Below are 26,175 nucleotides of genomic sequence, written 5' to 3'. Positions count from 1 at the left end.
ATCTCCGTGGGGCTAAGATCGACGAGTTAGGTTAGCCTTACCTGATTCATCCGGGGGTGCCTTCGCGTTGCGGCTCTACCTGACCGCGCTCAAACCGACCGATTCCGTGACGGACGGTTTCCTGCCTGCCGCCGAGGCGCTGGGCTGCGAGGTGACCGTCCTCACCGATCGGCCGGAGCGGCATCCGCGTGCGGTGGCGTGCGACGTACGCGATCCGCGCGCGCTGATCGACGCGATCGAGCATCTTGGCCGGCCGGACGCGATCTTCTCCAACTCCGACCACATCCAGGCGGAGACCGCGCTGGCCGCTGCCTACTTCGGGCTGCCCGGAAAGGACTGGCGGGCGTGCGCGGCCGCCAAGAACAAGTTCCTGATGCGTCGCAGGCTCCTTGAGGCGGGAATCGAGCAGGTCAGGTCGATTCGGCTCGCCCCCGGCGATCCGCTGCCGGAGGGCCTGCCCTATCCGGTCGTGCTGAAACCCCGGGAGGGTGTGGCCAGCGAGGACGTCCTGCTGGTCGAAAAGGATCTGGCCGGGGCCGTGGCGAAGGTCAGACGGCGCCGGCCGGACGAGGCGCTGGTCGTCGAGGAGTACCTCGAAGGGCCGCTGCGGACGCTCGAAACCCTGGGCGACGGCCACGAGCTGCGGGTGCTCGGCGGGTTCGGGACGACGCTGGGCGCGCTGCCGTACTTCGTGGAGGAGCGGCTCGACTGGGCGCCACGCGACGCGGGGCACGAGCACGTGCTGGCGGCCCTGCGCGCGCTCGGCGTGGGGTTCGGGGCCTGCCACACCGAGTACGTGCACACCCCGGCGGGCCCCCGCGTGATCGAGGTCAACTACCGCGTGATCGGGGACCACTGCGACTTCCTGCTGGGGGACGTGCTCGGGGTGCCGCTGTTCGAGTGGATCCTGCGGGTGCACCTCGGGGAGCGCGTGCCCGTCCTGCCCGGCACGTCCGGGTACGGGAGCGCGGTCAGCCTGATCGCGGACCGCTCCGGGACCATCAAGTCGGCGCCCGGCCACGAGTCCTTCACCGCCGGCGGCGTACGGCTGTGGCACCGGCCGCTGCGCGAGGTCGGCGAGGTCGTCTCCCTGACCCACACCAACCGCGACTACCTGGGCGTCGTACGGGCCGTCGGGCCCGATCGCGCCCGGGTGGACGCCGCCATCGAGGACTTCCGCTCCGCGCGGCCCTGGGTGGTGGAATGAGCGCTCGGGAGGCGTATCTGGCCGCCCGGGTGCTGGACACCCTCCTGCGCGAGGACTACGGCGGGTTGTCCGCGCGGATCACCAGGACCAAGGACAGCGTGGGCCTGCTGCTGGCGGACGGGCGGTGGGTCCGGCTCGCTCCCGGGGTGCTCTTCCAGGACTTCGTGGTCGCGCCGGACGAGCGGCTGGGGCTGGAGCAGGTCCTGGAGACGCTGGTCGAGGTCGCGGACCCGGCGGACGCGGAAGGGGTGGCGGCCTTCTTCGATGAGTGCCTGGCGGCGCTCACCGCCGCCGAGCTGCTCGACGCGCGGGCCGAGGAGGTGCTGGCCCGGGGGCCGTCCTACGAGACGCTGGCCGCGTTCGCCGACCATCCGGTCTATCCGACCTCCCGGGCCAGGGTCGGGCTGAGCGACGACGAGCTGCTGGCGTACGCGCCGGAGTTCGGGCCCTCGTTCGCGCTGCGCTGGGCGCTGGTCCCGCACGCCGCGCTCGCGCCGGGGTCCGCCGAGCGCCTGCCCGCCGACGTGACGCCTTCAGGGCCGGCGGGCGACGGCGTCCTGTTCCCCGTGCATCCGCTGACCGTGAACGAGGTGCGGAAGATCGACGGGGTACGGGTGCTCGACGAGTCCGCGATCACCGTGCGCCCCACGTTGTCCATGCGGACCGTCGAGATCGACCCGCGTACGCAGCTCAAGCTCCCGCTCCCGATCAGCACGCTCGGGGTCAGGAACCGGCGCTCGATCAAGCCGGGCACGCTGGCCGACGGCGCGCGGGCGGAGTCGCTGCTGCGCGAGCTGGCCGACCCCGACGTGCTGCTGGCCGACGAGCAGACCTATGCGCACGCGGGGCACGAATACCTCGCCTGGATGGTCCGGCGGCTGCCCGAGGGGAAGATCGTCCCGGTCGCCGCGCTGAACACCCCGGGGGTGCTCGACGAACTCGGGGACGTGCTGCCCGCCTACCTGCGGCTGCTGCTGCGCTGGAACGTACGGCTGTTCGTCCGGTACGGCGTGGCGCTGGAAGCGCACCAGCAGAACCTCGCGCTGGTCTTCTCCGGCGACCGGATGCGGCTGCTGGTCAAGGACAACGACGGGCTGCTGGCCTCGCCCGCGCGGCTGCGAGCGGCCGGCGTCGAGGTGCCGGGCTTCGCCGACGCCCGGATGCTGAACGACGACCCGCACGCGCTGGCCGACGTCTTCGTGACCATCACGCTCCACCTGGCGGCGGCGGCCGTGACGTTCGGGGCGCTCCCGCACGCCCGGGCGGCGGCGCTGCTGCGCGACACGCTGTCCGAGGCGCTCGACGAGTACGGCGACGACCCCATGGCCAGGCTCCTGCGCGCCAGGACGCTCGGCGCGGCCCGGCTGACCGGCAAGTCCATGATCACCGCTGGGACGCTCGTGGCCAAGGAGCGCTCGGGGGCGGGCGACATCAACAAGTTCTACGGCACCAGCGGGCCCAACTACCTGAGGAGAGCGTGAATGCGAGGAGTGGCCATCGACACGCCGTCCCTCCTGGCCGAGGAGGCGACGCTGGCGGCGCTGCTGCGCTGCTGCGTGCGGGAGGTGGCCGGGCCGCGCGGCCTGGTCTGGCCGGCTCCGCCGTACGTGCTGCTGCGGATCGCGGGGACGCTCCTGCGGGCCCGCGCGTACGGCGGGGCGGCGCTGCGCTTCGAGGGGCCGCCTGAGCGCCTGGAGGACGGCTCCTGGCGGCCGCTGACGGCCGATGAGCTGGTCCTGCTGGTCGAAGCCGATCTGCAGGGTGCCGGGGACAACGGCGAGTTCGCCGGGCAGGTGGCCGCGAGCCGGGCGGCCGTGGCCGCGATCCTGCGGGCCAGGGCCGAGGCCGTGCCGCCGGCCGATCCGTGGCTGGCCTCGGAGCAGGCGCTCGTCTACGGGCACCCGTTCCATCCCAGCCCGAAGGCGCGCGGCGGCTCCGGCTGGCTGGACTACGCGCCCGAGGCCCACGCCGAGTTCCCCCTCAGGCTGCTCGGCGTGCGGGAGGACGTGCTCGCCGAGGAGGGCGACGCGGCCGTGCTGGACTCGCTGGGCGCGGCGCCCGCCGGGTACCGGCTGCTGCCCGCACATCCATGGCAGCTCGGCCTGCTGCGGCCCGCCTTCGGGCCCGAGCTGCTCGACCTCGGGCCCGGTCCGTCCGTGCTGCCGACCTCGTCCGTGCGGACCGTGTACGCGCCCGACGCGGAGGTCTGCCTGAAGTTCTCCCTCGATGTGCGGATCACGAACTGCGTGCGGAAGAACGCCTGGTACGAGCTCGCCGGAGCCGTGGAGCTGACCTCGCGGCTGAGGCCGGTCTTCGACGAGCTGGCGATCAGGCACCCGGCCACCCGCTGGCTGCCCGAGCCCGGCTACCGCTCGGCCGCCCTGGGGACCAGGCTGCGCGAGGGCCTGGGCGTGATCGTCCGGCAGAGCCCGTGGAGCGTCTGCTCGCCCGGCGTGACCCCGGTCCTGGCCGCCGCCCTCGCCCTGGACGCCCCGGCCCGGGATCCGCTCGCGTGGTGGGCGGCGTACGTGTCGGTGGTCGCGCTGCCGGTCCTGGAGCTGTATTTCGCGCACGGCGTCGTACTGGAGCCCCATCTGCAGAACGTGCTCGTCGGCCTGGACGCGTCCGGGCTGCCCGTGCAGGCCGTCTTCCGCGACCTGGAGGGCACCAAGCTCGTCGCGGACCGCCATGACCTGGACGGCCTGCACCCGGAGGTGGCCGCGGCCCTCGCCTACGACGCCGGGCGCGGATGGGCGCGCGTGGTCTACTGCCTGCTCGTCAACCACCTCACCGAGATCGCGGCCACCCTCGCCGGCGCCGACGACGGGCTGCTGCGCGAGCTGTGGCGGACCGCCCGCGACCTGCTCGCCAAGCAGGCCGGCGACCTGGGCTGGCCGCTGCCGTTCTCGGACCTGCTGGCGGGCGCGCCGCTGCCCGCCAAGGCGAACCTGGGCGTGCGCTGGGCCAGGGCGGCCGACCGCGCCGCCGGGTACGTGCCGATCGCGAACCCGCTCGCGTGATCCCGCCCCGCGTCCTGGACGTCGCGCCGAGCCTGCCCGAGACCCCCGCCTACCTGTACGACCTGCCCGCGCTGGACGAGCACGCGGCGGCCGTGCGGCGGGCGATGGGGGCGACGGAGGTGTACTACGCCGTCAAGGCCAACCCGGACGCCGAGCTGCTGCGCGTGCTGGCCGGGCATGTGGACGGATTCGAGGTCTCGTCGGGAGGCGAGCACGCGCACGTCACGGGCCTGTTCCCCGGGACGCCGGTGGCGCTCGGCGGCCCCGGCAAGACCGACGCCGAGCTGCGCCTGCCACACCACCGCATCCACGTCGAGTCCCCGAACGAGCTGCGCCGCCTGCTCGCCACCGGCCTGGAGGCCGACGTGCTGCTCCGGCTGAACCCGGACCTGCCGGTCGAGGGCGCGGCGCTGACGATGAGCGGGCCGTTCGGCATGGATGAGGCGGGGGTCGCGGAGTGCCTGCCGCTGTTCGGCGAGCGCGTACGGCTGCGCGGCCTGCACACCCACCTCGCCAGCGGCCTGGCCGCCGGGCAGCTGCTCACCCTGGCCGAGACGCTGCTCGGCACCGAGCACGAAGAGGTCAACCTGGGCGGCGGCATGGCGGTCTCCTACGACCGGCCGGAGTCGAGGTTCGACTGGGCGGCCTACGGGGCGGGGCTGGCGGCGCTGCGCCGGGGGCGGCGGCTGCGGATCGAGCCGGGACGGGCGCTGACCGCGTACTGCGGCTACTACGTGACCCGGGTCGTGGACGTGAAGCGGGTGCGCGGCGAGGCGTACGCCATCGTGCTGGGCGGCACGCACCACCTGCGGACGCCGGTGACCAAGGGGCACGACCAGCCACTCACGATCCTGCCCACCGGCGCCGGGCCGGGTGTGACCGGCGAGCCGCTCACGGTCGTCGGCCAGCTATGCACCCCGAAAGACGTCTTCTCCCGAAATATCGTGACCTCTGCCCGAGTGGGGGACACGGTGGTGTTCGAGATGGCCGGGGCCTATGCCTGGAACATCTCCCACCACGACTTCCTCATGCACCCGAAGCCTTCTTTCCACTATCTGCGAGCTTGACCCCCTCGATCAGCTTGACCAGGCCCTCGGCGTCGAGCAGGTTCACCGGGCGGACGGTCCTGTTCGCGCGCACGTAGTGGAAGGCGGCCCGCACCTTCTCCAGCGGCACCCCCGCCAGGTGCGACCAGGCCAGCCGGTACGCGGCCAGCTGCACGGTCGCGGCCTTGGCCGCCTTCCCCTTGGGCGGCTCGCCCGTCTTCCAGTCGACGACCTCGTAGCCGCCGTCGGGCAGCTCGAACACGGCGTCCATCCGCCCGCGCACCAGCCGGTCGGCAATCATCGTCTCGAACGGCACCTCCAGATCGACCGGACGCCGATCCGCCCACTCGCTCTCCTCGAACCGCTCCTGGAGGTCCGCCAGCCGCACGTCCGCCTCCTCCGGCTCCTCGTACGGGTTGAGCTCGAAGTCGTCGATCAGCCGTTGCTGGTCCCACCGCGTCTCCAGCCACTTGTGGAACGACGTGCCGCGCCTGGCCAGCGGCGCCGGCTTGACCGGAACCGGCCGGCGGATCCTGCGGGCCAGCTCGCGGGCGTCGGCGGCCAGCGTGACCAGCGACGACACGGTCAGTTTGGACGGCAGCTCGACGATCGTGGCGGGCCGGCGGCGGTGCAGCTCGCGCTCGCGCAGCAGCAGGTCGGTGTCGCGTTCCCAGGCGCGCAGCCGCTCCTCCTCGAACGCCCGCAGCGGCTCGTCCTCGTCCTCCCCGGCGAGGGTGCCCGCCAGCGCGCTCTCGACCAGGCGGGCGCCGTCGAGCACGGACTCGTAGCGCAGGCCCTCGGGCGTCACCGGCCAGATGGCCTCGACGGGCTCGGCCAGCAGCGGGTTGCTCTCGCCCTCCGCGAGCTCCGGGGCCCAGAACGCGACCCGGTCGGCGGTGTCGCGGATCTCCAGCAGGAACTCCGACGGCTCCAGGGGCTTGGTGGCGCTGCCCCACCGGTAGCCGGAGGCGATGAGGTGGTAGTGGGCGCGGGTCACGGCCACGTACGCCAGCCTGCGCTCCTCCATCAGGTCGCGCTCGCGGCAGAGCTCGTCGAACGCGCCCAGCTCCTCCTTGCTCAGCCCGCTCAGCCTGGGCAGGTCGGCGGCGTCGCCGCGCAGGGCGTAGGGGAGCTTGCGGGGGTTCTCGGTCCAGCGGCTGTTCATGACCGGCGTGGCGGGGAACACGCTGCCCGTCGCGATCGTCCCCTTCGAGCTGATGAGCCGGGACAGGCCGGGCACGACCACGATCGGCCACTCCAGGCCCTTGGAGGCGTGCACGGTCATCAGCTTGACGCTGTTGCTCTCGCCGACCCGGCCGGCCTCCAGCCCGAACTCCTCGCTCTCCGCCGCCTGGAGGTAGGCCAGGAACGCGCCCAGCGTCGGATCCTCGGCGTCACCCGCGAACCTGGAGGCCGCGTCCAGGAAGGCGTCCAGGTCGGCCCGCGCCGCGAACGCGCCCACCGTGCCGCTGCGCGCGGCCACCTCGATGTCCAGGCCGAGCCTGCGCTCGACCTCGGTGATCAGGTCGGGCAGCGGCTGCGCGGTGTGCGCCCGCAGGTGGCGCAGCTCCTGAGCGAGCGCGACGAGCCTCGTGCGGGCCAGCGGCGAGAACGACTCCAGCCACGCCTCCCGGTCGGGCAGCTCGTCCAGCGCGTCCACCAGGCTGCCGCGCTCCTCGGCCAGGTCGGCCACCACCTGGTCGAGCGGGTCGGCCGCGCGGTGGCTCTCGCTCAGCTCGCGGGCCAGCTCCCTGGCGTACTCGCCGAGCACCCGCAGGTCGGCGGGCCCGATCCGCCAGCGCGGCCCGGCCAGCAGCCTGGCCAGCGCGTCGCCGGCCGTCGGGTCGTAGAGGACGCGCAGGGTGGCGACGATGTCGTTGACCTCGGGCACGGTCAGCAGGCCGCCGAGACCGACCACCTCGACCGGGATGTCGCGATCCTCCAGCGCCCTGCGCAGCGCGGGGAACTGCGAACGCTTGCGGGCCAGGATCGCCACGTCCTGCGGCTGGATGGCCAGCGTCTTCTTGCGCTCCTTCTCGCCCCAGGGCATGCCGTCGGGGGCGACCTCCTGGCCGAGGATCCTGGCCAGCCCGTCGGCGATCCACTTGGCCTCGTCGTCGGCGGTCTCGTGGAAGGCGCACGTGACGCGGCCCCTGTCGACGCGGTTGGGGCCGGGGACGAGCACGGGGACCTCGCGGGCCTCCATGCGCAGCGGGAGCTGCACGCGGGCGGCGACGTCGAGCACGCGGTCGCCGTTGCGGAAGCTGACGCTGAGCTGGCGGATCTCCGCCGGGTCGCCCGCGCTCGTGCGGAAGTCGCGGGGGAAGCGGCGCAGGTTGCCGGCCGAGGCGCCGCGCCAGCCGTAGATCGACTGGCACGGGTCACCCACGGCCGTGACCGGGTGGCCGCCGCCGTAGAGCGACCTGAGCAGGACGAGCTGGGCGTGGCTGGTGTCCTGGTATTCGTCGAGCAGCACCACGGAGAAGCGCGAGCGCTCGATCTCGCCGACCTCCTTGTGGTTGGCGGCGATCCTGGCGGCCAGCGACATCTGGTCGCCGTAGTCGATGACCTCGCGGCCGCGCTTGAGCCGCTCGTACGCCTCCACCAGCGGCAGCAGCTGCTCCCTCGCCGCATGGACGCTGAGCGGCTTGCGCTGGGCGAGCGTCGTCCTGCCGGGGAGCACGGCGTGCCGGCCCGCCAGCCACTCCCCCACCCGGCGCACGTCGGATGCGGTGCGCAGGTGCTCGGACAGCTCGCCGGCCAGCTCCAGCACGGCGGCCGTGACCGAAGGAGGGCCCAACTCGATCCGGTCCATCGGCCCGTCGTACATCGCCACCACCCGCGAGGCGAGCTGCCACGACACGGCGGGGGTGACCAGGCGCATGGTCGGCTCCAGCCCCTCGCGCAGCGCGTGGTCGGTGACGAGCCGGGCGGCGTAGGCGTGGTAGGTGGAGACGGTCGGCTCGTTGTCGAGCGCGCCCGGCGCGACCAGGCCCGCCTCCGCCAGCCCGTTGAGCCGCTCCCTGACCCTGGTGGCCAGCTCGGCCGCGGCCTTGCGGGTGAAGGTCAGGCCCAGCACGTTCTCGGGCTTGACCAGGCCGTTGGCGACCAGCCAGACCACGCGGCCCGCCATGGTCTCGCTCTTGCCCGAGCCCGCGCCCGCCATGACGACCATCGGCTCCAGCGGGGACTCGATGACCGTGGCCTGCTCGCGGGTGGGGGGCAGGACGCCGAGCTTGTCGGCGAGCTCGACGGGGCTCAGCACACCTGGCCCCCGTTGTCGTTGACCGGGCAGCTGGCCCTGGCCGCGCACGTGCGGCAGCCGTCGTTGACCTTGGCCTGGAAGAACGGGCCCGACATGCCGGTCGCCACCGTGTCGACCAGGTCGGCGGCCCAGCCGGGGTTCTTGTCGTCGGCCAGCGCGCCCTGTGTCTGCTCCATCGCGTCCTTCTTGCCGGCCGCCTTGCCGAGCTGGACCAGGGCGGCGCCGCCCGGCTCCGTCATGCCGTGCCGGGCGAACGCGCCGAGCAGCGCGGCGAGCTGGTAGACGCCGAGCTGCGGGTGCCGGTCGAGGTCGCCCGCCTTGGGCTTCGAGCCGCCCGTCTTGAGGTCGATGATCACCGCCCGGTTCTCGGAGTCGCGCTCGACCCGGTCGACGCGCCCCTTGATCTGGACTCCGTCCGAGACCATCGCGGTGAACGCCTCCTCCAGGGCCACGAGCTCGCGCGGATTTTCCTTGTGCCAGCGCAGGAACTTGCCGATCATCTGCTCGGCGACCTGGCGCTGCTTGCGGTTGTACCAGAGACCGCCGAAGTCGAGCTCGCTCCACACCTGGTCGAGGCGGTCGCCCAGGAGGTCTTCGCTGGGCAGGTCGGTGGCCGCGAGCACGGCCAGGGCGTGGATGATGTTGCCCAGGCCCTGGGCCGTGCTGGTGCCGGCCGCTCCGACGGCCGTCTCCAGGAGCCAGCGCAGGCCGCACTTGCTGAAGCTCTCGACCGCCGAGGGCGAGATGTTGACGATGTCGTCCGGCCAGCTCAGGGGGCGGTCGTCGGAGATGGGCGTGAGCGCGTACCAGTCGTTGGGGTGGGCGCCCTGCACCCCGGCGGCGGCCAGGCGGGCGAGCTGCTGCGCGGCCTTCTGGCGGAGCTTGGCGGGCTTGGTCGGGTCGGTCACGGCGCTGCGGAGGTCGGCGACCAGCGCGGACATGTTCAGCCAGCGGGCGCGGTCGTCCACCGTGGCCGACTCCACCGCGCCCGGCATCAGCTCCGACAGGAACCTGGATGGCCGCTCGTCGGTGTCCTCGCCGCCCACGGCGGTCACCACCAGCCGGTGCCTGGCCCTGGTGGCGGCGACGTAGAACAGCCTGCGCTCCTCGGCCAGCAGCTTGGAGGTCAGCGAGGCGGCGCTCGGCTGCGCGCCCTCCACCACCTCCACGAGGTCCTCCACACCCAGCAGCGAGCCGCGCAGCCGCAGGTCAGGCCAGACGCCCTCCTGCACGCCCGCGATCACCACGACGTCCCATTCGAGGCCCTTGGAGCGGTGGGCGGTCAGCACGCGTACGGCGTCGCCGTCGGGGGCCCGGTCGGCCAGCGTGTCGCCGGGGATCTCCTGGGCGGCCAGGTCGTCGATGAACACCTCGGGGCCCGCCTTGGGCATCCGGTCCACGAACCTGGCCGCGTGGTCGAACAGGGCCACCACGGCGTCGAGGTCCCGGTCCGCCTGCGCGCCTCTGGGGCCGCCCGCCAGGCTCTGCTCGGTCCAGCGTGGGGCCAGGCCGCTGCCGTTCCACACGGCCCACAGGAGGTCTTCCGCGGTGCCCTCCTCGGCCGCGGCCTGGCGGGCGGCCACCAGCAGCTTGGCCACGCGTTCCGCGGGGAGGGCTATGTGGGGCTCTATGCGGGTGAGCTCGCGGACGTCCTTGATCGCCGCGACCAGCAGCTCACCGGACGAGCGCGCCCCGGCCGGCCCCTCCGGCACCGTCTCGCCGTCCTCCGCCGCCACGCCCGTCCCGGCGTCGGCGTCCGTTTCCTCCTCAGGGTCCGGGTCGGGGCCGTCGGGCTCGGGTACGGCGTCGGACTGGGGTGTGCCAGGAGCCTCCGGCGGGGGTGCGTCCGCCGTCCCGGGCTCGTCCGCGAGGGCGTTCGTGGCCTCGTTCTCGGCGATCTTGAGGGCGCGGCGGAGGCGGCGTACGCCGATCATGTCCGTGCCACCGAGCGGCCCCGTCAGCAGCTCCTCAGCCACCCCCTCGTCGAGCTGCGCGGGATCGAGCGCCACCTTCAGCATGGTGAGCAGCGGCCGCACCCCGGGCTCCTGGGCGATCGGCACCTCGTCGCCCGCGATCATCGTCGGCACGCCCGCGTTGACCAGCGCCCGCCGCAGCAGCGGCACCTGGCGCTTGGCCGAGCGGACCAGGACGGCCATCCGGTGCCACGGCACCCCGTCGATCAGGTGCGCGCGCCGCAGCGTGTCGGCCACGATCGCGGCCTCCTGGCTGGTGCTGTCGGCCAGCAGCACCTTGACCTCGCCCGCCTCGGCCTCCGGCAGGGGCGCCAGCTCGCGGTGACCATGCTCCTGGCCGTAGACGTGGTCGGGCCTGGGCGCGACGGGCAGGCGGGCCGCGACCCGGCGGGAGGCCTCCAGCAGGTCGGCCCCGCTCCGCCGGCACACCCGCAGGGCCAGCACCGGCGCCTCGCGGCCGTCGCGGGCCGGGAAACGCTCGGGGAACTTCATGATCCCCTGCACGTCGGCGCCCCTGAACCCGTAGATCGACTGGTCGGGGTCGCCCACCGCGATCAGGTCGCGCCCGTCGCCGGCGAGCTGGTCGAGCAGGAGCTCCTGGGCCGGGTCGGTGTCCTGGTATTCGTCCACGAACACCACGTCGTGCGCCGCCCGCTCGCGCTCGCGCACCTCCGGCCTGGCCAGCAGCGCGGAGGCGGCCCCGATCAGCTCCGCGTAGTCGTAGGTCTCCTCCGGGTCGAGGTCGAACCGGTCCTGGTAGCGCTCGGAGAAGCGGCCGGCCGCCGCCCAGTCCTGGCGCCCGTGCCGCTTGCCGAGGTCGACCAGACGTTCGCCGTAGAGCCCGCGCTCGTTGGCGCGCGACAGGAAGTCGCGCAGCTCCTCGGCGAAGCCCCGGGTCTTGAGCGGCTCGCGCAGCGACACCGGCCAGTCGAGCGCGCCGCTCTCCAGCTCGCCGTGCAGCAGCCGCCGGATCTCCAGCAGCTGCTCGGGGCCGGTGAGCAGGCGCGGCGGGGCCTTGCCGTCGAGCACGGCCTCGCGGCGCAGGAGCGCGTAGGCGTAGGAGTGGAAGGTCAGCGCCAGTGGGGTGCGCGTGGTGCGGCGCAGCCGGCCGGTGACGCGCTCGCGCAGCTCTCCGGCGGCCTTCCGGCTGAAGGTGAGGATGAGGACGCGCTCGGGGTCGACGCCGCGGCGCTCGATCCGGTCGACGACGCTCTCCACGATCGTGGTGGTCTTGCCGGTGCCCGGACCTGCGAGGACGAGGAGGGGACCGCTCTGATGTTCGACCACGGCACGCTGGTGCTCATCGAGCACAGGGGGCACAACAGGTCCGCCGCTGCCACGCCGCACCAACCGCCAGGTCTGACCACTCACAGCACTAGATTCCACCAGACCACAGGGGTAGATCGTGCCGACTTGCCCGGTCTCCCCACGCGATCCGCCTACCGTATCGAGGCAAATATCCACTTTCGTGGCGACACGCCGCCAGCCCTGTTCGCCACGAGCGTCCTTCGCACGGCCATGAACCGCGATATATCTTGACAGCGAGCAGACGCGACATATCGTGTTGCGTAGGGGATCCAGGCAAGGGAGACGAGTCATGGCGAAGACCGGCAAGGGCTACAAGGGCATCGGCATGGAAGGCACGATCGCCCGCTGGTACGCCGTCAGCACCGCCAAGGACACCACCAGGTTCGAGGCGCAGCTCGCCCAGGTCAGGCGGCTCACCGGGGCGGGGAGCGCGATCTTAGAGGTGGCCCCGGGGCCGGGCTACCTGTCCATCGCCCTCGCGGGGACCGGCGACTACACGGTCACGGCGCTGGACATCAGCGAGACCTTCGTCCGGATCGCCAGAGGCAAGGCGGCCGAGGCCGGCGTCGAGGTGGACTTCCGCCTCGGGAACGCCTCCGCGATGCCGTTCGACGACGAGAGCTTCGACTTCGTCATCTGCTGCGCCGCGTTCAAGAACTTCTCCGACCCGGTCGGCGCGCTCCAGGAGATGCACAGGGTGCTGCGACCCGGCGGCCGCGCCCTCATCAACGACCTGCGCAAGGACGTGTCGAAGGAGGCGGTCGACAGGGACGTGGACGAGATGCGGCTCCGCGGGCTGAGCAAGATGTTCACCAGGTACGTCCTGCGCTCGGTGCTCCCGCGGCGGGCCTATCTCAAGAGCGAATTCGCGGCGCTCATCGGCCACACCCGCTTCCGCACCTTCGACATCCAGGAGACACCCCTCGCGCTCGACGTCGAACTGCGGAAGTGACTGGCCCGATCGCGCACACACGGAGCGTTCGCCCTTGTAACGTAGTGTCAACACTACGCCAGGGGGCGATGGCATGCGCTGGCAGGTCCACTCCGAGAGATCCCTCTTCGCCGACCCATGGCTGGACATCCGGGTCGCGGACGTCGAGCTGCCCGACGGGCGCCGCCTCGACCACCGGCTCGTGCGCACCGCGCCGGGCGCCGGGGCCGTCGTCACCGACGGCAAGGAGCGGGTGCTGCTGATCTGGCGGCATCGCTTCATCACCGACAGCTGGGGCTGGGAGATCCCGCTCGGCGGGATAGACGAGGGCGAGCAGCCCCTGGTGGCGGCGGCGCGCGAGGTCGAGGAGGAGACCGGCTGGCGTCCCGGCCCCCTGCGGCCCATGCTGTGCCTCCAGCCGACCAACGGGTTCTCCGACAGCACGCACCACATCTACCGGGCCGACACGGCCACCCACATCGGGCCGCCCTCCGACCCGTGGGAGGCGGAGCGGGTGGAGTGGGTGCCGACGAACGGCATCCGCAAGCTCGTCGAGAGCGGCGAGATCGTCTGCGGCACCACCATCTCCTGCCTGCTCTACCTGCTGCTCGAAAGCCCGCCCGGCGGCGCCGCACCGGCCGCGCGGGCACACCCCGGCACGCCCTGACGGGTGCGGGCACACCCCGGGCGCACCCTGACCAGGTGACCGGCCAGGGCTGCGCGCCCGGGTCAGGAGAACAGGTGATCGACCACGCGGGCGGTCGCCTTGCCGTCGTCGCGGGGGGCGAAGGTGGCACGGAAGGCCTCATAGCGGTCCGCGTGCGCGGCCGCCACCTCGTCGATCGACCTCAGCGCCTCCACCACCTCAGCCGACGTCGACAGCACGGGACCGGGCGCCAGCTCCCGCAGATCGAGGTAGAGCCCTCGCTTCGAGGAGTATTTCGCCAGGTCATAGCCGTAGAACACGATCGGCTTGCCGGTCGCGGCGAAGTCGAACATGGCCGACGAGTAGTCCGTCACCAGGACGTCGGCCACCAGCAGCAGGTCGGCCATGTCGGGGTAGGTGGTGACGTCGCGGGCGATGTCGGGGACGGCGGGCATGGCCTGCATCGGGTGGGCGCGTACGAGGATCTCGTGGTCGGCGCCCAGCGCCTCGCGGGCCTTGGCGAGGTCGAGCTTGACCATGGCGTTCTTGCGGTCGTAGTCACGCCACGTCGGCGCGTAGAGCACCACCCGCTTGCCGTCCACCAGCCCGAGTCGCTCCCTGATCGCCGCCGCGAGCGCGTCGCGGTCGGGCGAGTTGAGCACGTCGTTGCGGGGCAGGCCGCTCTCCAGGATCTCGCCCTTGTAGCCGAACGCCTTGCGCAGCACCGGCGTCGCCCACGGCGACTGCGACAGCAGCAGATCCCAGCCGCGCACCTCGGCCGCCTGCCGGTGCCAGATCGGCGGCCGGGGGTCGCGGGCCATGTGGGACTGGTCGTTGCCGATGCGCTTGGCCGGGGTGCCGTGCCACGTCTGCACCACCACCTGGTCCTCGCGAGCCCGGAACCAGGCAGGCAGGAACGCGTTGGTGATGATGTGGCGGGACCTGGCCAGGGCGGCGTGGTGCTCGCGGCTGCCCGCGCGGACCACACGCGCGCCGCCGGGCGGCACGAACGCACCGTCCTTGACGATCCAGATGTGCTCGCGGTCGTCGCCGCGCCGCAGCCGCTCCTCGTAGATGGCGCGGACGCTGTCGGCGTAGAGGCGGCCGTCGTTGACGACGTAGACGGTCGCGTCGGTCAGGGGCTCCGTGCGCTGGGCCGGGTAGAAGACGCGGCGCAGGACGTGGGTGCCCGCGACGCCCCGCTCGTCGGCCGGCCGGCCCTCCTCGACCGTCACCACCGGCACGTCGAAGCGCGTGGAGATCATCTGGAACGAGCGGCCGTCGAACGTGCGCGGCTCCTCGTCCAGGTCGGGCAGGGCGGCGTGGTCCATGCGCAGCGGGACGATCTCGCCGGATGGATGCCTGATCGACATGTTCCAGGTGCCGGACGCCAGCGGCACGGACTCGCCGAAGCGGTCCATGGACGCGGGCTCGACGCGTACGGAGAACTCCTCGCCGGAGCGCTCCATCGGCAGCAGGTAGGACAGCCCTGAGCGGTGCCGCAGCGTGAGCGTGCGGGGACCGGGCGCGTCGGGGTAGTGGCCGCGCAGCAGCAGCGCGGAGCCCTCCCAGACCGCGGAGGTGATCACCGGGCGGATGCGGTGGGCGGAGACGACCACGCGGTCGCGGCGGTCGCCGAGCACGGTGATCTCGCGGTCGCCCACGGGCGTGCGCGTCTCCACCAGGTCGGCGAGCATGACGGAGGCCGCCGGGTCGCCCTTGGGCTCGACCCAGAGCCGCCGCCCGTCCTTCTCCTGCAGCAGGGCGGGCACGGCCAGGCCGACCAGCACCTCCGTGCCGTCGCCCGCGGGCGTGAAGTCGGCGGCGATGCGGTGGCCGCCGAGCCGCGCGTGCCCCTTGGTGACCGTGCGGCCGGGCAGGAAGATCTTGAGCTCGAGCCGCTCGCCCGCCACGGACACGCCCGTCAGCTCGGCCCTGTTGGGCTGGAGCACGACCTGCAGCGCCCGGTCGGAGGTCCAGACCGGCCTGGCCCACCAGCCCGGCTTGAGCTTGCGCCCGGCGGGACGCTCCGGGCGGCCGGCCGAGGAGCCGCGCAGCAGGCCCGTGGCCCGCGCGCCCCGGCTCCAGAAGACGATCTCGGCCCGCCATGTCGTGGTGTCGGGCACCGTGGGGCGGTGACGCATCCGCCGGCGCACCCCGGACACCACGCCGCGCACGGCGCCGCGCCAGCGCAGCGGCCACGGGCTCAGCTCGGCGGAGAAGCCGGACCAGTCGTAGTTGCAGCCCGGCTCGCGGGCCCCGTGGGTGGCCTCGGGCGCGAGGACCCGGCGCGTGCGCATGCGGATGGGCGGCAGCCAGCGCGGCCCGCGCAGCACCACGGTCGCCCAGTTGAACCTGCGGCTGCGGACCGACAGCCCCGCCAGGTAGGCGAAGCCGGTGACGCGCAGCCTGCCGTTGACCCAGACGATGTCGTCGATGTGGGTGACCGGCACCAGGTCGGCCCGCCGCAGCCGGTAGAGGTCGGGTGGCAGCTCGTCGCGCAGGGGCAGGTCGGCGTACCAGCGCAGGCCCTTGCGGATGCGCTTGGACGGCTCGGCCGCGGCCGTCACGACCGTGGCCAGCGTCTCGCCCTCGACGAGCTCGGCGTCGGGGCGGTGCTCGATCAGATGGCAGATGACGCGGCGGGCGACCGGCAGGTCACGCTTGACGCCGGCGTCCACGGCCGCGAGATAAGGGCGGACGAGGTCGAGCATCTCGCGCCGCCGCGCCGCGCCGCGTTTGACCGCCAGCTCGATCCGCGCCCCGAGCGGGCCGCTGAGCACCTCGGTGTCGAACGCCGCGTCGCGGCCGCCGGGGCCGACCGCTCGCATGACCGCTTCGAGCGGCTCGCCACGATCGCAAAGATCCTGGACAGCCTTCAGGCGGTCGGCGAGCGACTCGCCGCCCTGGCTTCGGGCTGTGACGCCGGTTGCCATAGGGGTGGCACCGCCTTTCGGGCCGCCATCAAGTGTTCTGCCCATGGTAATGGGAGTCACATGTCACGGATTCGCCCGTTCGAGGAAAGCCCAGGTCAGGGCACTTACTGAAAATCCGCTGAACGCTTATCCGGATCGGCGCTCAACGTCCGTCCCATCGGGCCAGGCGCATGTTCACCCGCTCGCCACGCAGCGGGGTGCCCTCGTCCCGCCAGTGGGCCAGGCATCGTCGCAGGTGGTCGGGGGCGGCGCCGCTGCCGTCGGCGTGTACGACGCGCCACCACGGCACGCCGCCGCCCCACGTCGACATCACCTTGCCGACCTGGCGGGGGCCGCCCTCGCCCAGGTATTCGGCGATGTCGCCATAGGCCATGACCTTCCCGGGCGGGATGCGCTCGACCAGGTCGAGCACCCGCTCGGCGAAGGGGTTCATGGGCTCCATGCCGCCGGGCCCGCCTCGATGATCTCGTCGAACTTGCCCAGCTCCATCACGCCGCCGCCGCTCACGACCTCCATGATGCCGTCGCGCAGGGCGTAGAGCTCGCCGTCCTCTCCCACGAGCCGGGCTCCGAGCACGGCCGACAGCCGCAGGAGCTGGGCCACCTGCCAATCGGAGCCGGGCTCGCCGGCCAGCTGGCCCTGCCAGCGGGCCACCACGTGGGCGGCGCCCCAGTGGCGGGCCACGATCTCGTCAGATCCGCGCAGCTCGAAACCGGCCGGCGCGATGGCCTTCGCGAGCTCCGCGAAGGCGAGTGGCGACTCGCGCACCACCCGCAGCTCGTATCCCATGACGCGGGACCATAGCGGATCTTTACACCGTCCGACGATCGGAGCGGTCCACACCGGTACGGGCCCCCTGAGCCCGGGGCCGCGCCGGATCGGCGGCGCTCACTCCTTGCGCTGGTTGAGCACGACGATCGCGCCGCAGAACGTGACCAGCGCCACCAGCAGCCCGCCCCCGTACAGCCACAGCCGCCACGGGTCGGGCCCCGGCCGGGTCGGCACCGGCGAGTCCTCGCCCTTGCCGAAGTGGTCCACCCCGGGCACGATGCTGCGCTGCTCGCCGGTCAGCCGCTCCGCGGCGTTGAGCGCGGCGGCGGCGTCGACGACGCCGTAGCCGGTCTGGTCGTCGTAGCCCGCGGCGGGCCTGCCCCTGGCGCTCGACGCGAGGGCCTGGGCGACCTGCTCGGGCGGCAGGCTGGGGTAGCGCGCCTTGAGCAGCGCGGCCACGCCCGCCACCAGCGCGGCGGCCGAGCTGGTGCCCTCCGACAGCTCGTAGCCGCTCTTGCGCTTGACCACGGGCACGTCCACGCCTGGCGCGGCGACGAGCACCGACAGGTTGTCGCTGCTGAACGTGGCCCGCTTGCCCTGCTTGTCGGTGGCCGCCACGCCGATGACCCCCGGATAGCCGGCGGGGAAGCTCCAGTAGGAGGTGCCGTTCTCCTTGGCGTAGGTGGTCTGGCCGTCGTTGCCCACGGCGGCGACCAGGACGACGCCCTTGCCGAGCGCGTAGGAGACGGCCTCGCGCTCGGACCGGAGCGGGCCGTAGGAGCCGATCGACATGCTGACGACCTGGGCGCCGTGGTTGGTGGCGTAGCGCAGGGCGCGGGCCAGCGGGCTCTCGGATGAGGACTGATCGTCCTCGATCGGCGGGACGCCGGCCACGGGCTCGTCGTCCACGGCCAGGGGCAGCGACAGGATGCGGGACTCGGGGGCGATGCCGATGAAGCCGTCGCCCTCTCCGGAGCCGGCGATCAGGCCGGCCATGGCGGTGCCGTGCCTGCCGGGCGGCATCTCGCGGGTGATCGCGCCGGAGGTCATGTCGGGGCCCGCGCTGACGCGGCCCCGCAGCTCTTTGACCTGGAGGTCCACGGCGCTGTCCACGACGGCGACGGTGACGCCCCCGCCCTTGGTGACGGTCCACGCCTGCTCGACGTTGAGCGCGTCGAGCACCCACTGCTGCTGGTCCCGTACGGGGTCGGCGTTGGGTCCTGCCAGGAGCAGCAGGGCGGCGGCGAGCGTGCGTACGGCGGTCAGCACACGTTCCCCTGGGTGCAGGGCGGCACCTTGGGCGGGTCCGCCAGGAAGTAGGCGATCTGGTTGCCGATCGACTTGGCCGCGGGCCACAGCTCGCTGTGCAGGATCTCTTCCGGCGGGATGGCGGCCCTGGTCCGCCCGTCGGTGTAACCCGCCGTGGAGAAGACGATGTACGGGCCCGCGCCCACCCAGCCGGTGCGCTGGCGCTGCTCGACGCCGAAGCGTTCGGTGACCGTGCCGGGGAAGGCCACGGGCAGCACGCCGACGCGGTCGTCCTGGCTGAGCTCCTCGGTCGCGGAGACCCTGGACTCCTCGTCCTTCAGCACGGCGACGCCGACGGTGAAGACGAACGAGGCCGTCTGGTCGACGTAGGTGGCCCGCAGCATGGTGACGCAGCCGTGGCTCTCCAGCACGCCGGCCACGGAGGCGTCCACGCCCTTGGCGCACTCGGTCTCGGGGGCGATGCCGACGCGCCTGGCGTACTGCTGGGCCCGGTCGAGCCCGAGGTATTTCACCTCTTCGGGGAAGACTCCGGTGGCCGGCCACGCCTGCCAGCGCCGGGCGATCTCCTCCTGCTTGTACTGGTTCTGCTCGGAGGGGGTCAGCGGGCGCGAGCGCGTCTCGGCCAGCAGCCCGACCGTGCCGAGCAGCACGATCACGGCCGACACGGCCACGATGACACCCAGCAGCACCACGAACACGCGGCGATAGCGGATCCCCTGCCGGAGCTCCTCCAGCTCGGCCCGCTCCTTGGCGGCCGTGCGCCGCCGGGAATCGGCCGCCGGCCAGGCACGCACGCGTGACCGGCGGCCGGCGGAGGCGCCGAGCGGGTTTCCCCGTCCCTGTGCGGCTTCTCCCCCGGCGCGCGGTAGCCCTGAGGTCGACCTACGTGCCCTCACCACCGCCTCGTTCCGTGCTTCATCGCCTCACCTCGTGAGGCGCCTCGGTCGCCCGGATGCCGCTGTCATCCCCCGTCGCTCTGGGAGCTGCGCTCTGGCCGCTCATCCTCCAGCCGACGGCGCTCCTTCGCAATCGCATCGTGTCTATTTCGTCCCCCTAAGTTGACAGATCATGCGTCTTGTCAGCTGTGCGCCCTGCGTACGCGCCTGACCAGGACGAATATGACGGCCAGGGACGCGAGGGCGCCGACGGCCGCTGCGGCGGCGATCGCCGCGTAGACGGTGACGCGCTCCTCGTCCCTACGGATGATCTTGATCGGGGCCGGTTCGGCACGTACGGCCCTGGCGGGGTCCTGGGCCTGGGCGCCGGCGGCGGTCTCGGTGTGCGTCGCCAGCCGACCGGCCTCGGTCAGGGCCTTGGCGGCGTTCACGACGCCGAAGCCGGTGGCGGTGTCGTAGCCGCCGGGCGGGCGGTCGGTGGCGCTGGCGGTCAGTGCCTGCGCGACGACAGGCGGTGACATGCGCGGATATTTGGCTTTAATGAGGGCGGCCACGCCGGACACCAGCGCGGTCGCCTGCGACGTGCCCCTGCCGACCCAGTATTCGTCGCCGGGGCCCGCGCCCATGATGTCGACGCCGGGCGCGGCGACCGTCACGGAGGAGTTCCAGTTGGAGAACGTGGCCCGCCGCAGCCGCCGGTCCGTCGCCCCGACCGAGACGACTCCGGGGAACGCGGCCGGGTAGGAGTAGGGGGCGAAATCCCCGTCGATCTTCCTGTCGCCGTCGTTGCCCGCGGCGGCGACCAGGACGACGCCCTTGGAGATGGCGTAGCGGATGGCCGCCCGCTCCTCCCTGGTCGCCAGCTCCTTGGAGATCGACATGTTGATCACGTCCGCCCCCTCGTCGACGGCGTAGCGAATGCCCCGGGCCACCACGTTCTCGAAGCGTTCGGCCGAGTTGAACTCCCTGAAACCCGGCTCCTCGTCCTCAAGGATGACCCTTACTGACAGTACGTCCGCTTCTGGCGCCACGCCGATGATCCCGAGTCTTCCCTCGCGGCCGTGGCCGTGCCCGGCGATCAGCGAGGCCATGTACGTGCCGTGCAGCCGGCGCGGGGCGACCCCCGGCGGGTTGGCGCCATCGGTGAAGTCCTTGCCCACGCGCACCGACCCGGCGAGGTCGCGGTGGCGGGGATCGACGCCGGAGTCGAGCACGGCCACCGTCACGCCCGCGCCCTGGCTGACCCGCCACGCCTGGGTCAGCGCCAGGGTCCTGATCACCGGCCGCTGGCCGCCGCGCACGTCGTCGGCCCAGGCCGGCGCGACGCCGAGCAGCAGCAGCGTCCCGGCCAGCGCGACCGCCGCGCCCCGTCTCAGCACCGCCGCCGCCCCCTGGCCACGCGCGCCACGCGGCTGGGGCCTCGCGACTCCCCCGGCGCCCGGCCGGGGCCTCGCGACTCCCCCGGCATGCGGCCAGGGCCTCAGCACTGCCACTCCTCGGCCGCGCAGTCGGGCATCTTGGGGGTGCTCAGCTCGGACAGCACGCGCTCGGACATCTCGGTGGCGAAGGCGAAGATGGCCGGCCGCTGCTCGCCCGAGGTGTCCGCGGGCCGCCCGTCCACCTGCCCGGCCGTGGTCAGCACCAGGTACGGGCCCGCCTGCCGGACCGAGCCCGCCTGGCGTACGGACGGCGTGAACCGGTCGGACACCGTGCCGCGGAAGGCCAGCGGATACAGCCCGGGCACCGGCTTCCCGGTGTCGGCGAAGGCCGACCTGGCGCGGACGGCGCCCAGCTCGTCACGCAGCGCCACCACGCCGATCGTGACCAGCACGCCCCGGAGCGCGTCGATGTAGGTGGCCCGCAGCACGCCCTTGCAGCCCGCCTTGCGCAGGGCCTTGGCCGCCTTGGCGTCCACGGGGTCGCACCCGGTGCGCGGCGAGATGCCGATCCTGCTGGCACGTTCCTGGCCGCCCTGCTCGGCGGAGTACGGCAATGTGGCGGGGAAGATACGGCCCGTGGGCCAGCTGCGCCAGCGCTCGGCCACCTCGCGCTGGGCCGCCGCGTGCAGCTCGGCCGTGCTCGGGCCGCGGGTCAGCTCGGTGCCCGCCGCGCTGCCCGCCACTCCGGCGGCCACCGCGCAGATCAAGGTCAGCGCGGAGGCCACCACGAGCGTGGGCCAAGGGCGGGCGGAGCTCACTGCTCGGACCTCCTGACGGTGAAATCGCTCACCAGACCACCCCCGCTGTCGTCCTCAGCAACACCGTAGCGGCAGTCCATGTCGCAAATTTTCCATCAGGAACGGGGATGTCCAGGGGACATCCCCGAAAACCATCAGTAACTGGGCAGACTCGGGTCCACGGTCTTGACCCAGCTCAGCACGCCACCGCCCACGTGCACGGCGTCGGCGAACCCGGCGCTCTTGACGACCGCGAGCGCCTCGGCCGAGCGCGCGCCCGACTTGCAGTGGAGCACGATCTTCTTGTCCTGCGGCAGCTTCTCCAGGGCCGAGCCGTTGAGGAACTCGCCCTTGGGGATCAGCGTGGCGCCGGGGATGGAGACGATCTCGTACTCGTTGGGCTCGCGGACGTCGACGAGGAAGATGCTCTCGCCGTTGTCCTGCATGGCCTTGAGCTCCAGCGCGGTGATCGTGGAGCCGCTGGCGGCCTCCGCGGCCTCCTCGGAGACCGCGCCGCAGAACGCCTCGTAGTCCTCGAGCAGCTCGGTGACCGACGGGTTCTTGCCGCACAGCACGCACTCGGGGTCCTTGCGGACCTTGACGTCGCGGTACTTCATCTCCAGGGCGTCATAGATCATCAGCCGCCCGACCAGCGGGTCGCCGATGCCGGTCAGCAGCTTGATTGCCTCGTTGACCTGGATGGAGCCGATCGACGCGCACAGCACGCCGAGCACGCCGCCCTCGGCGCACGACGGCACCATGCCGGGAGGCGGGGGCTCCGGGTAGAGGCAGCGGTAGCAGGGGCCGTGCTCGGCCCAGAACACGCTCGCCTGCCCGTCGAAACGGTAGATCGAGCCCCAGACGTACGGCTTGCCGAGCAGCACCGCGGCGTCGTTCACCATGTAACGCGTGGCGAAGTTGTCGGTGCCGTCGACGATGAGGTCGTAGCCGGAGAAGATCTCCATGACGTTTTCCGTGGTCAGAGCCGTGTTGTGAATCACGACCTCGACCAGCGGGTTGATCTCGCGGACCGACGCCGCGGCGCTCTCGGCCTTCAGCCGGCCCACGTCGGACTGGCCGTGGATGATCTGGCGCTGCAGGTTGGACTCATCGACCACGTCGAAGTCGATGATGCCGAGGGTGCCGACGCCCGCCGCCGCGAGGTACATCAGCGCGGGCGAGCCCAGGCCCCCGGCGCCCACACACAGCACCTTGGCGTTCTTCAGCCGCTTCTGCCCCGCCATGCCCACATCGGGAATGATCAGATGGCGCGAGTAGCGGCGCACTTCGTCGACGGTCAGCTCTGCGGCCGGCTCGACCAGCGGTGGCAACGACACTTTCTACGCTCCCGTTTACAGGGGGTCTTATCTCACCTTGAAACCTAGCTGGCGAGTGGGGCATTCCCCAATCGAGTCTCACCGATCAGACGGCGTGCCTCGGCCGCCACGACCTGCGGCGTCTCCATCATCGCGACGTGCCCCGCCGTCGGCAGCAGCACGAGCCTGACCTGCCTGAACGTACGGTACGCCTTCGCCGCCATGGCCGGTCGCACCAGGCGGTCGTGCTTGCCGTGCACGATCAGGGCCGGCACCTGGATCTTGGCCGCCTGGCTCCACAGGTTGTCCTCGCCGCGCCGGAAGTACTCGGCCACGATGCCGCGGGCCGAGCCGATCATGGCCTCACCCGCGTACGGCAGGTCGTCCCGCCTGCGGAGCTCCTCGATCGCGTCGCGCAGGCGGATCGGGTGCACGGCGTTCGCGTTGGCCCAGACCATGGCGAAAGAGGCGTTGATGCGCTGCTCGGCGGGGAGCAGGCGCATCTTGCTCGCCACCCACTCCCCCAGCCTGGGCAGAGCGGCGGCGGCCACGCGGGCGGGGCCGTACCTGGGGAGCAGGTCGGGCAGTGCGGGCGAGATGAGCGTGAGCGAGCGGACCAGGTCGGGGCGGGTGGCGGCGACCCTGACGGCGATCGCGCCGCCGAGCGAGTTGCCGAACAGGTGGGCCGGGCCCGTCCGTTCCATCAGCTCCGTCACGGCTCTCGCGTGGCCCGCGACGGTGTAGTCGCCGTCGGCGGGCGCGGGCGAGAAGCCCGCTCCCGGCAGGTCGGGCGCGTGGCCGTCGACCGTGTCCTTGAGCTCGTCCATGAGGTCGGTCCAGTTGGTCGCCGAGCCGGCCAGCCCGTGCACGAAGACGGCCTGCTCGCGGGTGCCGGCTCCGAGGTCCGACCGGCTGCCTCCGGGCGCGTCTCCGGGCCCGCCTCCCAGCCCGTCTCCGAGCCTCTCTCCGAGCCTCTCTCCGGGGCCGTCTCCGGGCCCGTCACCGAGGCCGTCCCCGGGCTTGTTACCGGGGCCGTCCGCTGGGCTCTCGCCTGGGATCGGACGCGTCGATCGGACGTACACCGAGCCGATCATGCGTCCCGGCCAGTGCGGGATCGGCTCCACAGCCATGCTTTCCTCCTCGTCGTTCTTTCCACGATAACCATCGCGCCTAGGCGGGGTCCGTATTCCGTACAGACCGGTTTTTACCCCGATTTTTCAGGACATCAGGGCGAATATGTCCCGACGTACGGACAGGGGGAACGTCATGCGCTTCAGCCGCATCGCCGCCGCGCTCGTGGTGGCGGCCGTCGCCGGAGGAGGGCTCGTCGTGACGGGCGCCGCGAGCCCGGCGAGCGCCGTCGCCGTCCTCGACCGGCCGGGCTGCGGGTATCGGGTCGCACACGTGCGGACCCGGCTCAACATCCGGGCCGTGCCCGGGGGCGGATCGGGGACAAGCTCTATCCCGGGGACCGTACGCGGGGCAGTTGCAAGAAGTTCGGCCAGTGGCGCCGGGCCCACGGGACGCACATCGGCCGGAGGGGGTTCGCCTTCGGCCACTATCTGAAGAAGGTCGGCAGGCGCTGATCGCCCCTTCTGGGCCGCGGGCTGCCGGCGGGTTCGCGGCCTCCGGTCCGGGCTCCCCGTCGCCGCCCGGCTATTCGGGCATATCGGCATATTTCGCTGCATAGATGTCTAATCGATCTCATGACAGGCCAACGGTGCGGCAAAAGCCGACGTTTGCCGTTTATGGCCGTCAAGGCGGGAAACCATCAGATCAGCAGTACTCAGCGTGACGTCAAAGGTACTCCCCGTTAGTGGCGGGACAAGCCCGAGACGACCGCCGAGCACCGCGCGAAGCGGAGGACATCTCCAGGGACGGCACCATGCCGCCCCTGGAGAATGATGGCCGCCGCCGCGTCAAATGACAGATCTCGCCGGCCATGCCGGTGGGCGTCAGCATGCCCGGTGATTCACCATTACGCCGGACTGCGACGCCATTTCGGCAGGAGCGAGAATGTCCGGCGTGGCGGCAATTTATATGTCCGCCGAATTTCGCGTTCACGAGTGGGACACAGGCGAGGGCAGCACTGCTCGCGCGCATCCGGCCGACCCCATCAAGGAAAGCCCGCACGTCGGTGCGTTCACCGCCGCCTGCTTCCGCTCCGCCATCGCGGAACAATCGGACATATCATGCCATTTCATTCGATAGATGTTTAATGCGAGCAATAAGAATGTTAATGTACAGCAAAATAGGGTGATTCCTGTTTGCTCGCCCGCAGCCCCGGAAATGACTTTCATTGGATGACTCTTCAGCAGCCGTCCAAGACCTGTTTTCAGGTACCCGGAAACGTCGAGAACGGGGCAATCGATCCTTAGGGGGAAAACGCAATGCCCAAGCTCAAGAGTGTTATCGCAGGCCTCGCCATCAGCACCGCGCTGACCGGCGGTGTGGTCAGCGCGGGCGCGGCCACGACCGCGGCCAGCGCCGCCACCCCGGTCAACGGTCCGTCCATCCTCATGTCGGACGACTGGGGCTGGGGGGGTCACCACCACAACCGTCGTCACCACCGCTGCGGCAACCGTAACCACGGTGGCGGCGGCTGGGGTTGGGGCGGTGGCTGGGGTCGTCGTCACAACCGTAGCGGCCACATCTGCATCGTGATCCGCAACGACAACCGGAACGACAACAACGACCACGACCACCACGACCGTCGTCCCACCACTAACAACACGCAGTGGTAGCCGTCTACTGATGGCGCAGGAATGAGTGCTCGTACTTTCATGGGCGGTCGTCGTTCGCTGGAGAGTGGATTTCGGCTGGTGCATGGCGGGCTCTCGGGAGCGGTCCGCGTTTCTGGGCGCGGTTCGACCTGAGGTTCATTTCTCCTCGTATCACGGCATCTTCTGGTGAGGGCCTCGCCGGCTTAGTCCGGCGGGGCCCTCACTGCGTTTTCCGGCCATACTCCGCCGCGGGCTCATATGCGGTGCCGCGCGGGCTTATATGTGATGGCGGGCCGGGTGATTGTCATGGGCGGGCCTGGTGTCGGGCAAAAACTGGCAATTCCGGTTTGTTGGTTTTTCGGCCGGATATATGCAGGATGCGGGGGATTGGAGACGATCGTCCGCAGCGTTTCCCCGGCACACCGGCTAATGCAGCCGGCCGTCTCGGGGAGGCGCGGGGAACGGGGCAATCGATCCTTTAGGGGGAAAACGCAATGCCCAAGCTCAAGAGTGTTATCGCAGGCCTCGCCATCAGCACGGCGCTGACCGGCGGCGTGGTGAGCGCGGGTGCCGCCACCACCGCGGCCAGTGCGGGTGCGGCTGCGGTCAGCACCAGCACCTCCGTCCTCACGGGTAACGGCTGCTGGTCCTGGCGCCGTTGCGGTGGCGGCGGCTGGGGCTGGGGTCGGGGC

Annotated in this window: 20 protein-coding genes; 9 read left to right on the top strand and 11 right to left on the bottom strand. The window is 72.0% G+C overall.

The annotated features are described in order from the left end of the window. Nucleotides 1–67 precede the first annotated feature (67 nt). The 4 genes from ETD85_RS33560 to ETD85_RS33545 are packed head-to-tail and all read left to right on the top strand — an operon-like array spanning nt 68 to nt 5,294. On the top strand, nt 68–1,207 hold the full coding sequence (locus ETD85_RS33560) for an ATP-grasp domain-containing protein (RefSeq protein ID WP_138693827.1): 1,140 nt from the start codon (nt 68–70) through the stop codon (nt 1,205–1,207). Then, nucleotides 1,204–2,688, top strand: a complete 1,485-nt coding sequence (locus ETD85_RS33555; RefSeq protein WP_138693826.1) for an IucA/IucC family protein — start codon at nt 1,204–1,206, stop codon at nt 2,686–2,688. The genes ETD85_RS33560 and ETD85_RS33555 overlap by 4 nt, the downstream gene beginning before the upstream one ends. Continuing rightward, nucleotides 2,689–4,227 carry an IucA/IucC family protein gene (locus ETD85_RS64870; protein ID WP_138693825.1) on the top strand — a complete coding sequence of 513 codons (1,539 nt, stop codon included), beginning with the start codon at nt 2,689–2,691 and terminating at the stop codon, nt 4,225–4,227. It begins immediately after the preceding gene. Continuing rightward, nucleotides 4,224–5,294, top strand: coding sequence for a type III PLP-dependent enzyme domain-containing protein (locus tag ETD85_RS33545; RefSeq protein WP_240779604.1), 1,071 nt, complete (start codon nt 4,224–4,226; stop codon nt 5,292–5,294). The genes ETD85_RS64870 and ETD85_RS33545 overlap by 4 nt, the downstream gene beginning before the upstream one ends. On the opposite strand, the gene ETD85_RS33540 is transcribed toward ETD85_RS33545, so the two are convergent. Together ETD85_RS33540 and ETD85_RS33535 are read right to left on the bottom strand one after the other, a co-directional pair. Continuing rightward, nucleotides 5,254–8,538 (bottom strand): ATP-dependent helicase, encoded by a 3,285-nt coding sequence (locus ETD85_RS33540; RefSeq protein WP_138693824.1) that lies wholly within the window; start codon nt 8,536–8,538, stop codon nt 5,254–5,256. The genes ETD85_RS33545 and ETD85_RS33540 overlap by 41 nt on opposite strands. Then, nucleotides 8,532–11,822, bottom strand: a complete 3,291-nt coding sequence (locus ETD85_RS33535; RefSeq protein ID WP_138693823.1) for an ATP-dependent helicase — start codon at nt 11,820–11,822, stop codon at nt 8,532–8,534. The genes ETD85_RS33540 and ETD85_RS33535 overlap by 7 nt, the downstream gene beginning before the upstream one ends. A gap of 286 nt (nt 11,823–12,108) precedes the next feature. On the opposite strand from ETD85_RS33535, the gene ETD85_RS33530 reads away from it, so the two are divergent. Together ETD85_RS33530 and ETD85_RS33525 are read left to right on the top strand one after the other, a co-directional pair. Beyond that, nucleotides 12,109–12,771, top strand: a complete 663-nt coding sequence (locus tag ETD85_RS33530) for a class I SAM-dependent methyltransferase (protein WP_206058885.1) — start codon at nt 12,109–12,111, stop codon at nt 12,769–12,771. A gap of 73 nt (nt 12,772–12,844) precedes the next feature. Next, nucleotides 12,845–13,417 carry an NUDIX hydrolase gene (locus ETD85_RS33525; protein WP_138693822.1) on the top strand — a complete coding sequence of 191 codons (573 nt, stop codon included), beginning with the start codon at nt 12,845–12,847 and terminating at the stop codon, nt 13,415–13,417. A gap of 62 nt (nt 13,418–13,479) precedes the next feature. On the opposite strand, the gene ETD85_RS33520 is transcribed toward ETD85_RS33525, so the two are convergent. From ETD85_RS33520 to ETD85_RS33480, 9 genes are all read right to left on the bottom strand, one after another. Beyond that, nucleotides 13,480–16,227: a CDP-glycerol glycerophosphotransferase family protein gene (locus tag ETD85_RS33520; protein ID WP_138693821.1), complete on the bottom strand. Its 2,748-nt coding sequence runs from the start codon at nt 16,225–16,227 to the stop codon at nt 13,480–13,482. Between the two features lie 247 nt (nt 16,228–16,474). Beyond that, the gene (locus tag ETD85_RS33515; RefSeq protein ID WP_379507961.1) at nt 16,475–16,765 is read right to left on the bottom strand and encodes an MGMT family protein; all 291 of its coding nucleotides are present in this window, start codon (nt 16,763–16,765) and stop codon (nt 16,475–16,477) included. Continuing rightward, nucleotides 16,762–17,121, bottom strand: coding sequence for a hypothetical protein (locus ETD85_RS33510; protein WP_138693819.1), 360 nt, complete (start codon nt 17,119–17,121; stop codon nt 16,762–16,764). The genes ETD85_RS33515 and ETD85_RS33510 overlap by 4 nt, the downstream gene beginning before the upstream one ends. A 99-nt stretch (nt 17,122–17,220) precedes the next feature. Further along, on the bottom strand, nt 17,221–18,372 hold the full coding sequence (locus tag ETD85_RS33505) for a S8 family serine peptidase (protein WP_138693818.1): 1,152 nt from the start codon (nt 18,370–18,372) through the stop codon (nt 17,221–17,223). After that, nucleotides 18,366–19,166 carry a hypothetical protein gene (locus ETD85_RS33500; protein WP_138693817.1) on the bottom strand — a complete coding sequence of 267 codons (801 nt, stop codon included), beginning with the start codon at nt 19,164–19,166 and terminating at the stop codon, nt 18,366–18,368. Before ETD85_RS33500 ends, ETD85_RS33505 begins: the two co-directional genes overlap by 7 nt. A gap of 284 nt (nt 19,167–19,450) precedes the next feature. Continuing rightward, the gene (locus ETD85_RS33495; protein WP_138693816.1) at nt 19,451–20,647 is read right to left on the bottom strand and encodes a S8 family serine peptidase; all 1,197 of its coding nucleotides are present in this window, start codon (nt 20,645–20,647) and stop codon (nt 19,451–19,453) included. A 101-nt stretch (nt 20,648–20,748) separates the two neighbouring features. After that, nucleotides 20,749–21,465 carry a hypothetical protein gene (locus ETD85_RS33490; protein ID WP_240779603.1) on the bottom strand — a complete coding sequence of 239 codons (717 nt, stop codon included), beginning with the start codon at nt 21,463–21,465 and terminating at the stop codon, nt 20,749–20,751. 134 nt (nt 21,466–21,599) lie between these two features. Further along, entirely contained in the window at nt 21,600–22,781 is a 1,182-nt protein-coding gene (gene moeZ / locus ETD85_RS33485; protein ID WP_138693815.1) for an adenylyltransferase/sulfurtransferase MoeZ, read from the bottom strand. Nucleotides 22,782–22,825: 44 nt separating this feature from the next. Then, the gene (locus ETD85_RS33480) at nt 22,826–23,890 is read right to left on the bottom strand and encodes an alpha/beta fold hydrolase (RefSeq protein WP_240779602.1); all 1,065 of its coding nucleotides are present in this window, start codon (nt 23,888–23,890) and stop codon (nt 22,826–22,828) included. A gap of 886 nt (nt 23,891–24,776) precedes the next feature. Here ETD85_RS33480 and ETD85_RS33470 point away from each other — a divergent pair. The 3 genes from ETD85_RS33470 to ETD85_RS64865 form a co-directional block, all read left to right on the top strand. Then, nucleotides 24,777–24,971: a hypothetical protein gene (locus ETD85_RS33470; protein ID WP_138693814.1), complete on the top strand. Its 195-nt coding sequence runs from the start codon at nt 24,777–24,779 to the stop codon at nt 24,969–24,971. A gap of 179 nt (nt 24,972–25,150) precedes the next feature. Continuing rightward, the gene (locus ETD85_RS33465) at nt 25,151–25,504 is read left to right on the top strand and encodes a hypothetical protein (RefSeq protein ID WP_138693813.1); all 354 of its coding nucleotides are present in this window, start codon (nt 25,151–25,153) and stop codon (nt 25,502–25,504) included. 473 nt (nt 25,505–25,977) lie between these two features. Beyond that, nucleotides 25,978–26,175, top strand: a 198-nt coding sequence (locus tag ETD85_RS64865) for a hypothetical protein (protein WP_206058883.1), incomplete at its 3' end; no start/stop codon positions are given.

Origin of the sequence: Nonomuraea zeae (assembly GCF_005889725.1) — a bacterium.
Lineage (GTDB): Bacteria > Actinomycetota > Actinomycetes > Streptosporangiales > Streptosporangiaceae > Nonomuraea > Nonomuraea zeae.
The sequence above is the reverse complement of the archived record's forward strand: the minus strand, read 5'-3'. Positions and strand labels throughout refer to the sequence as shown.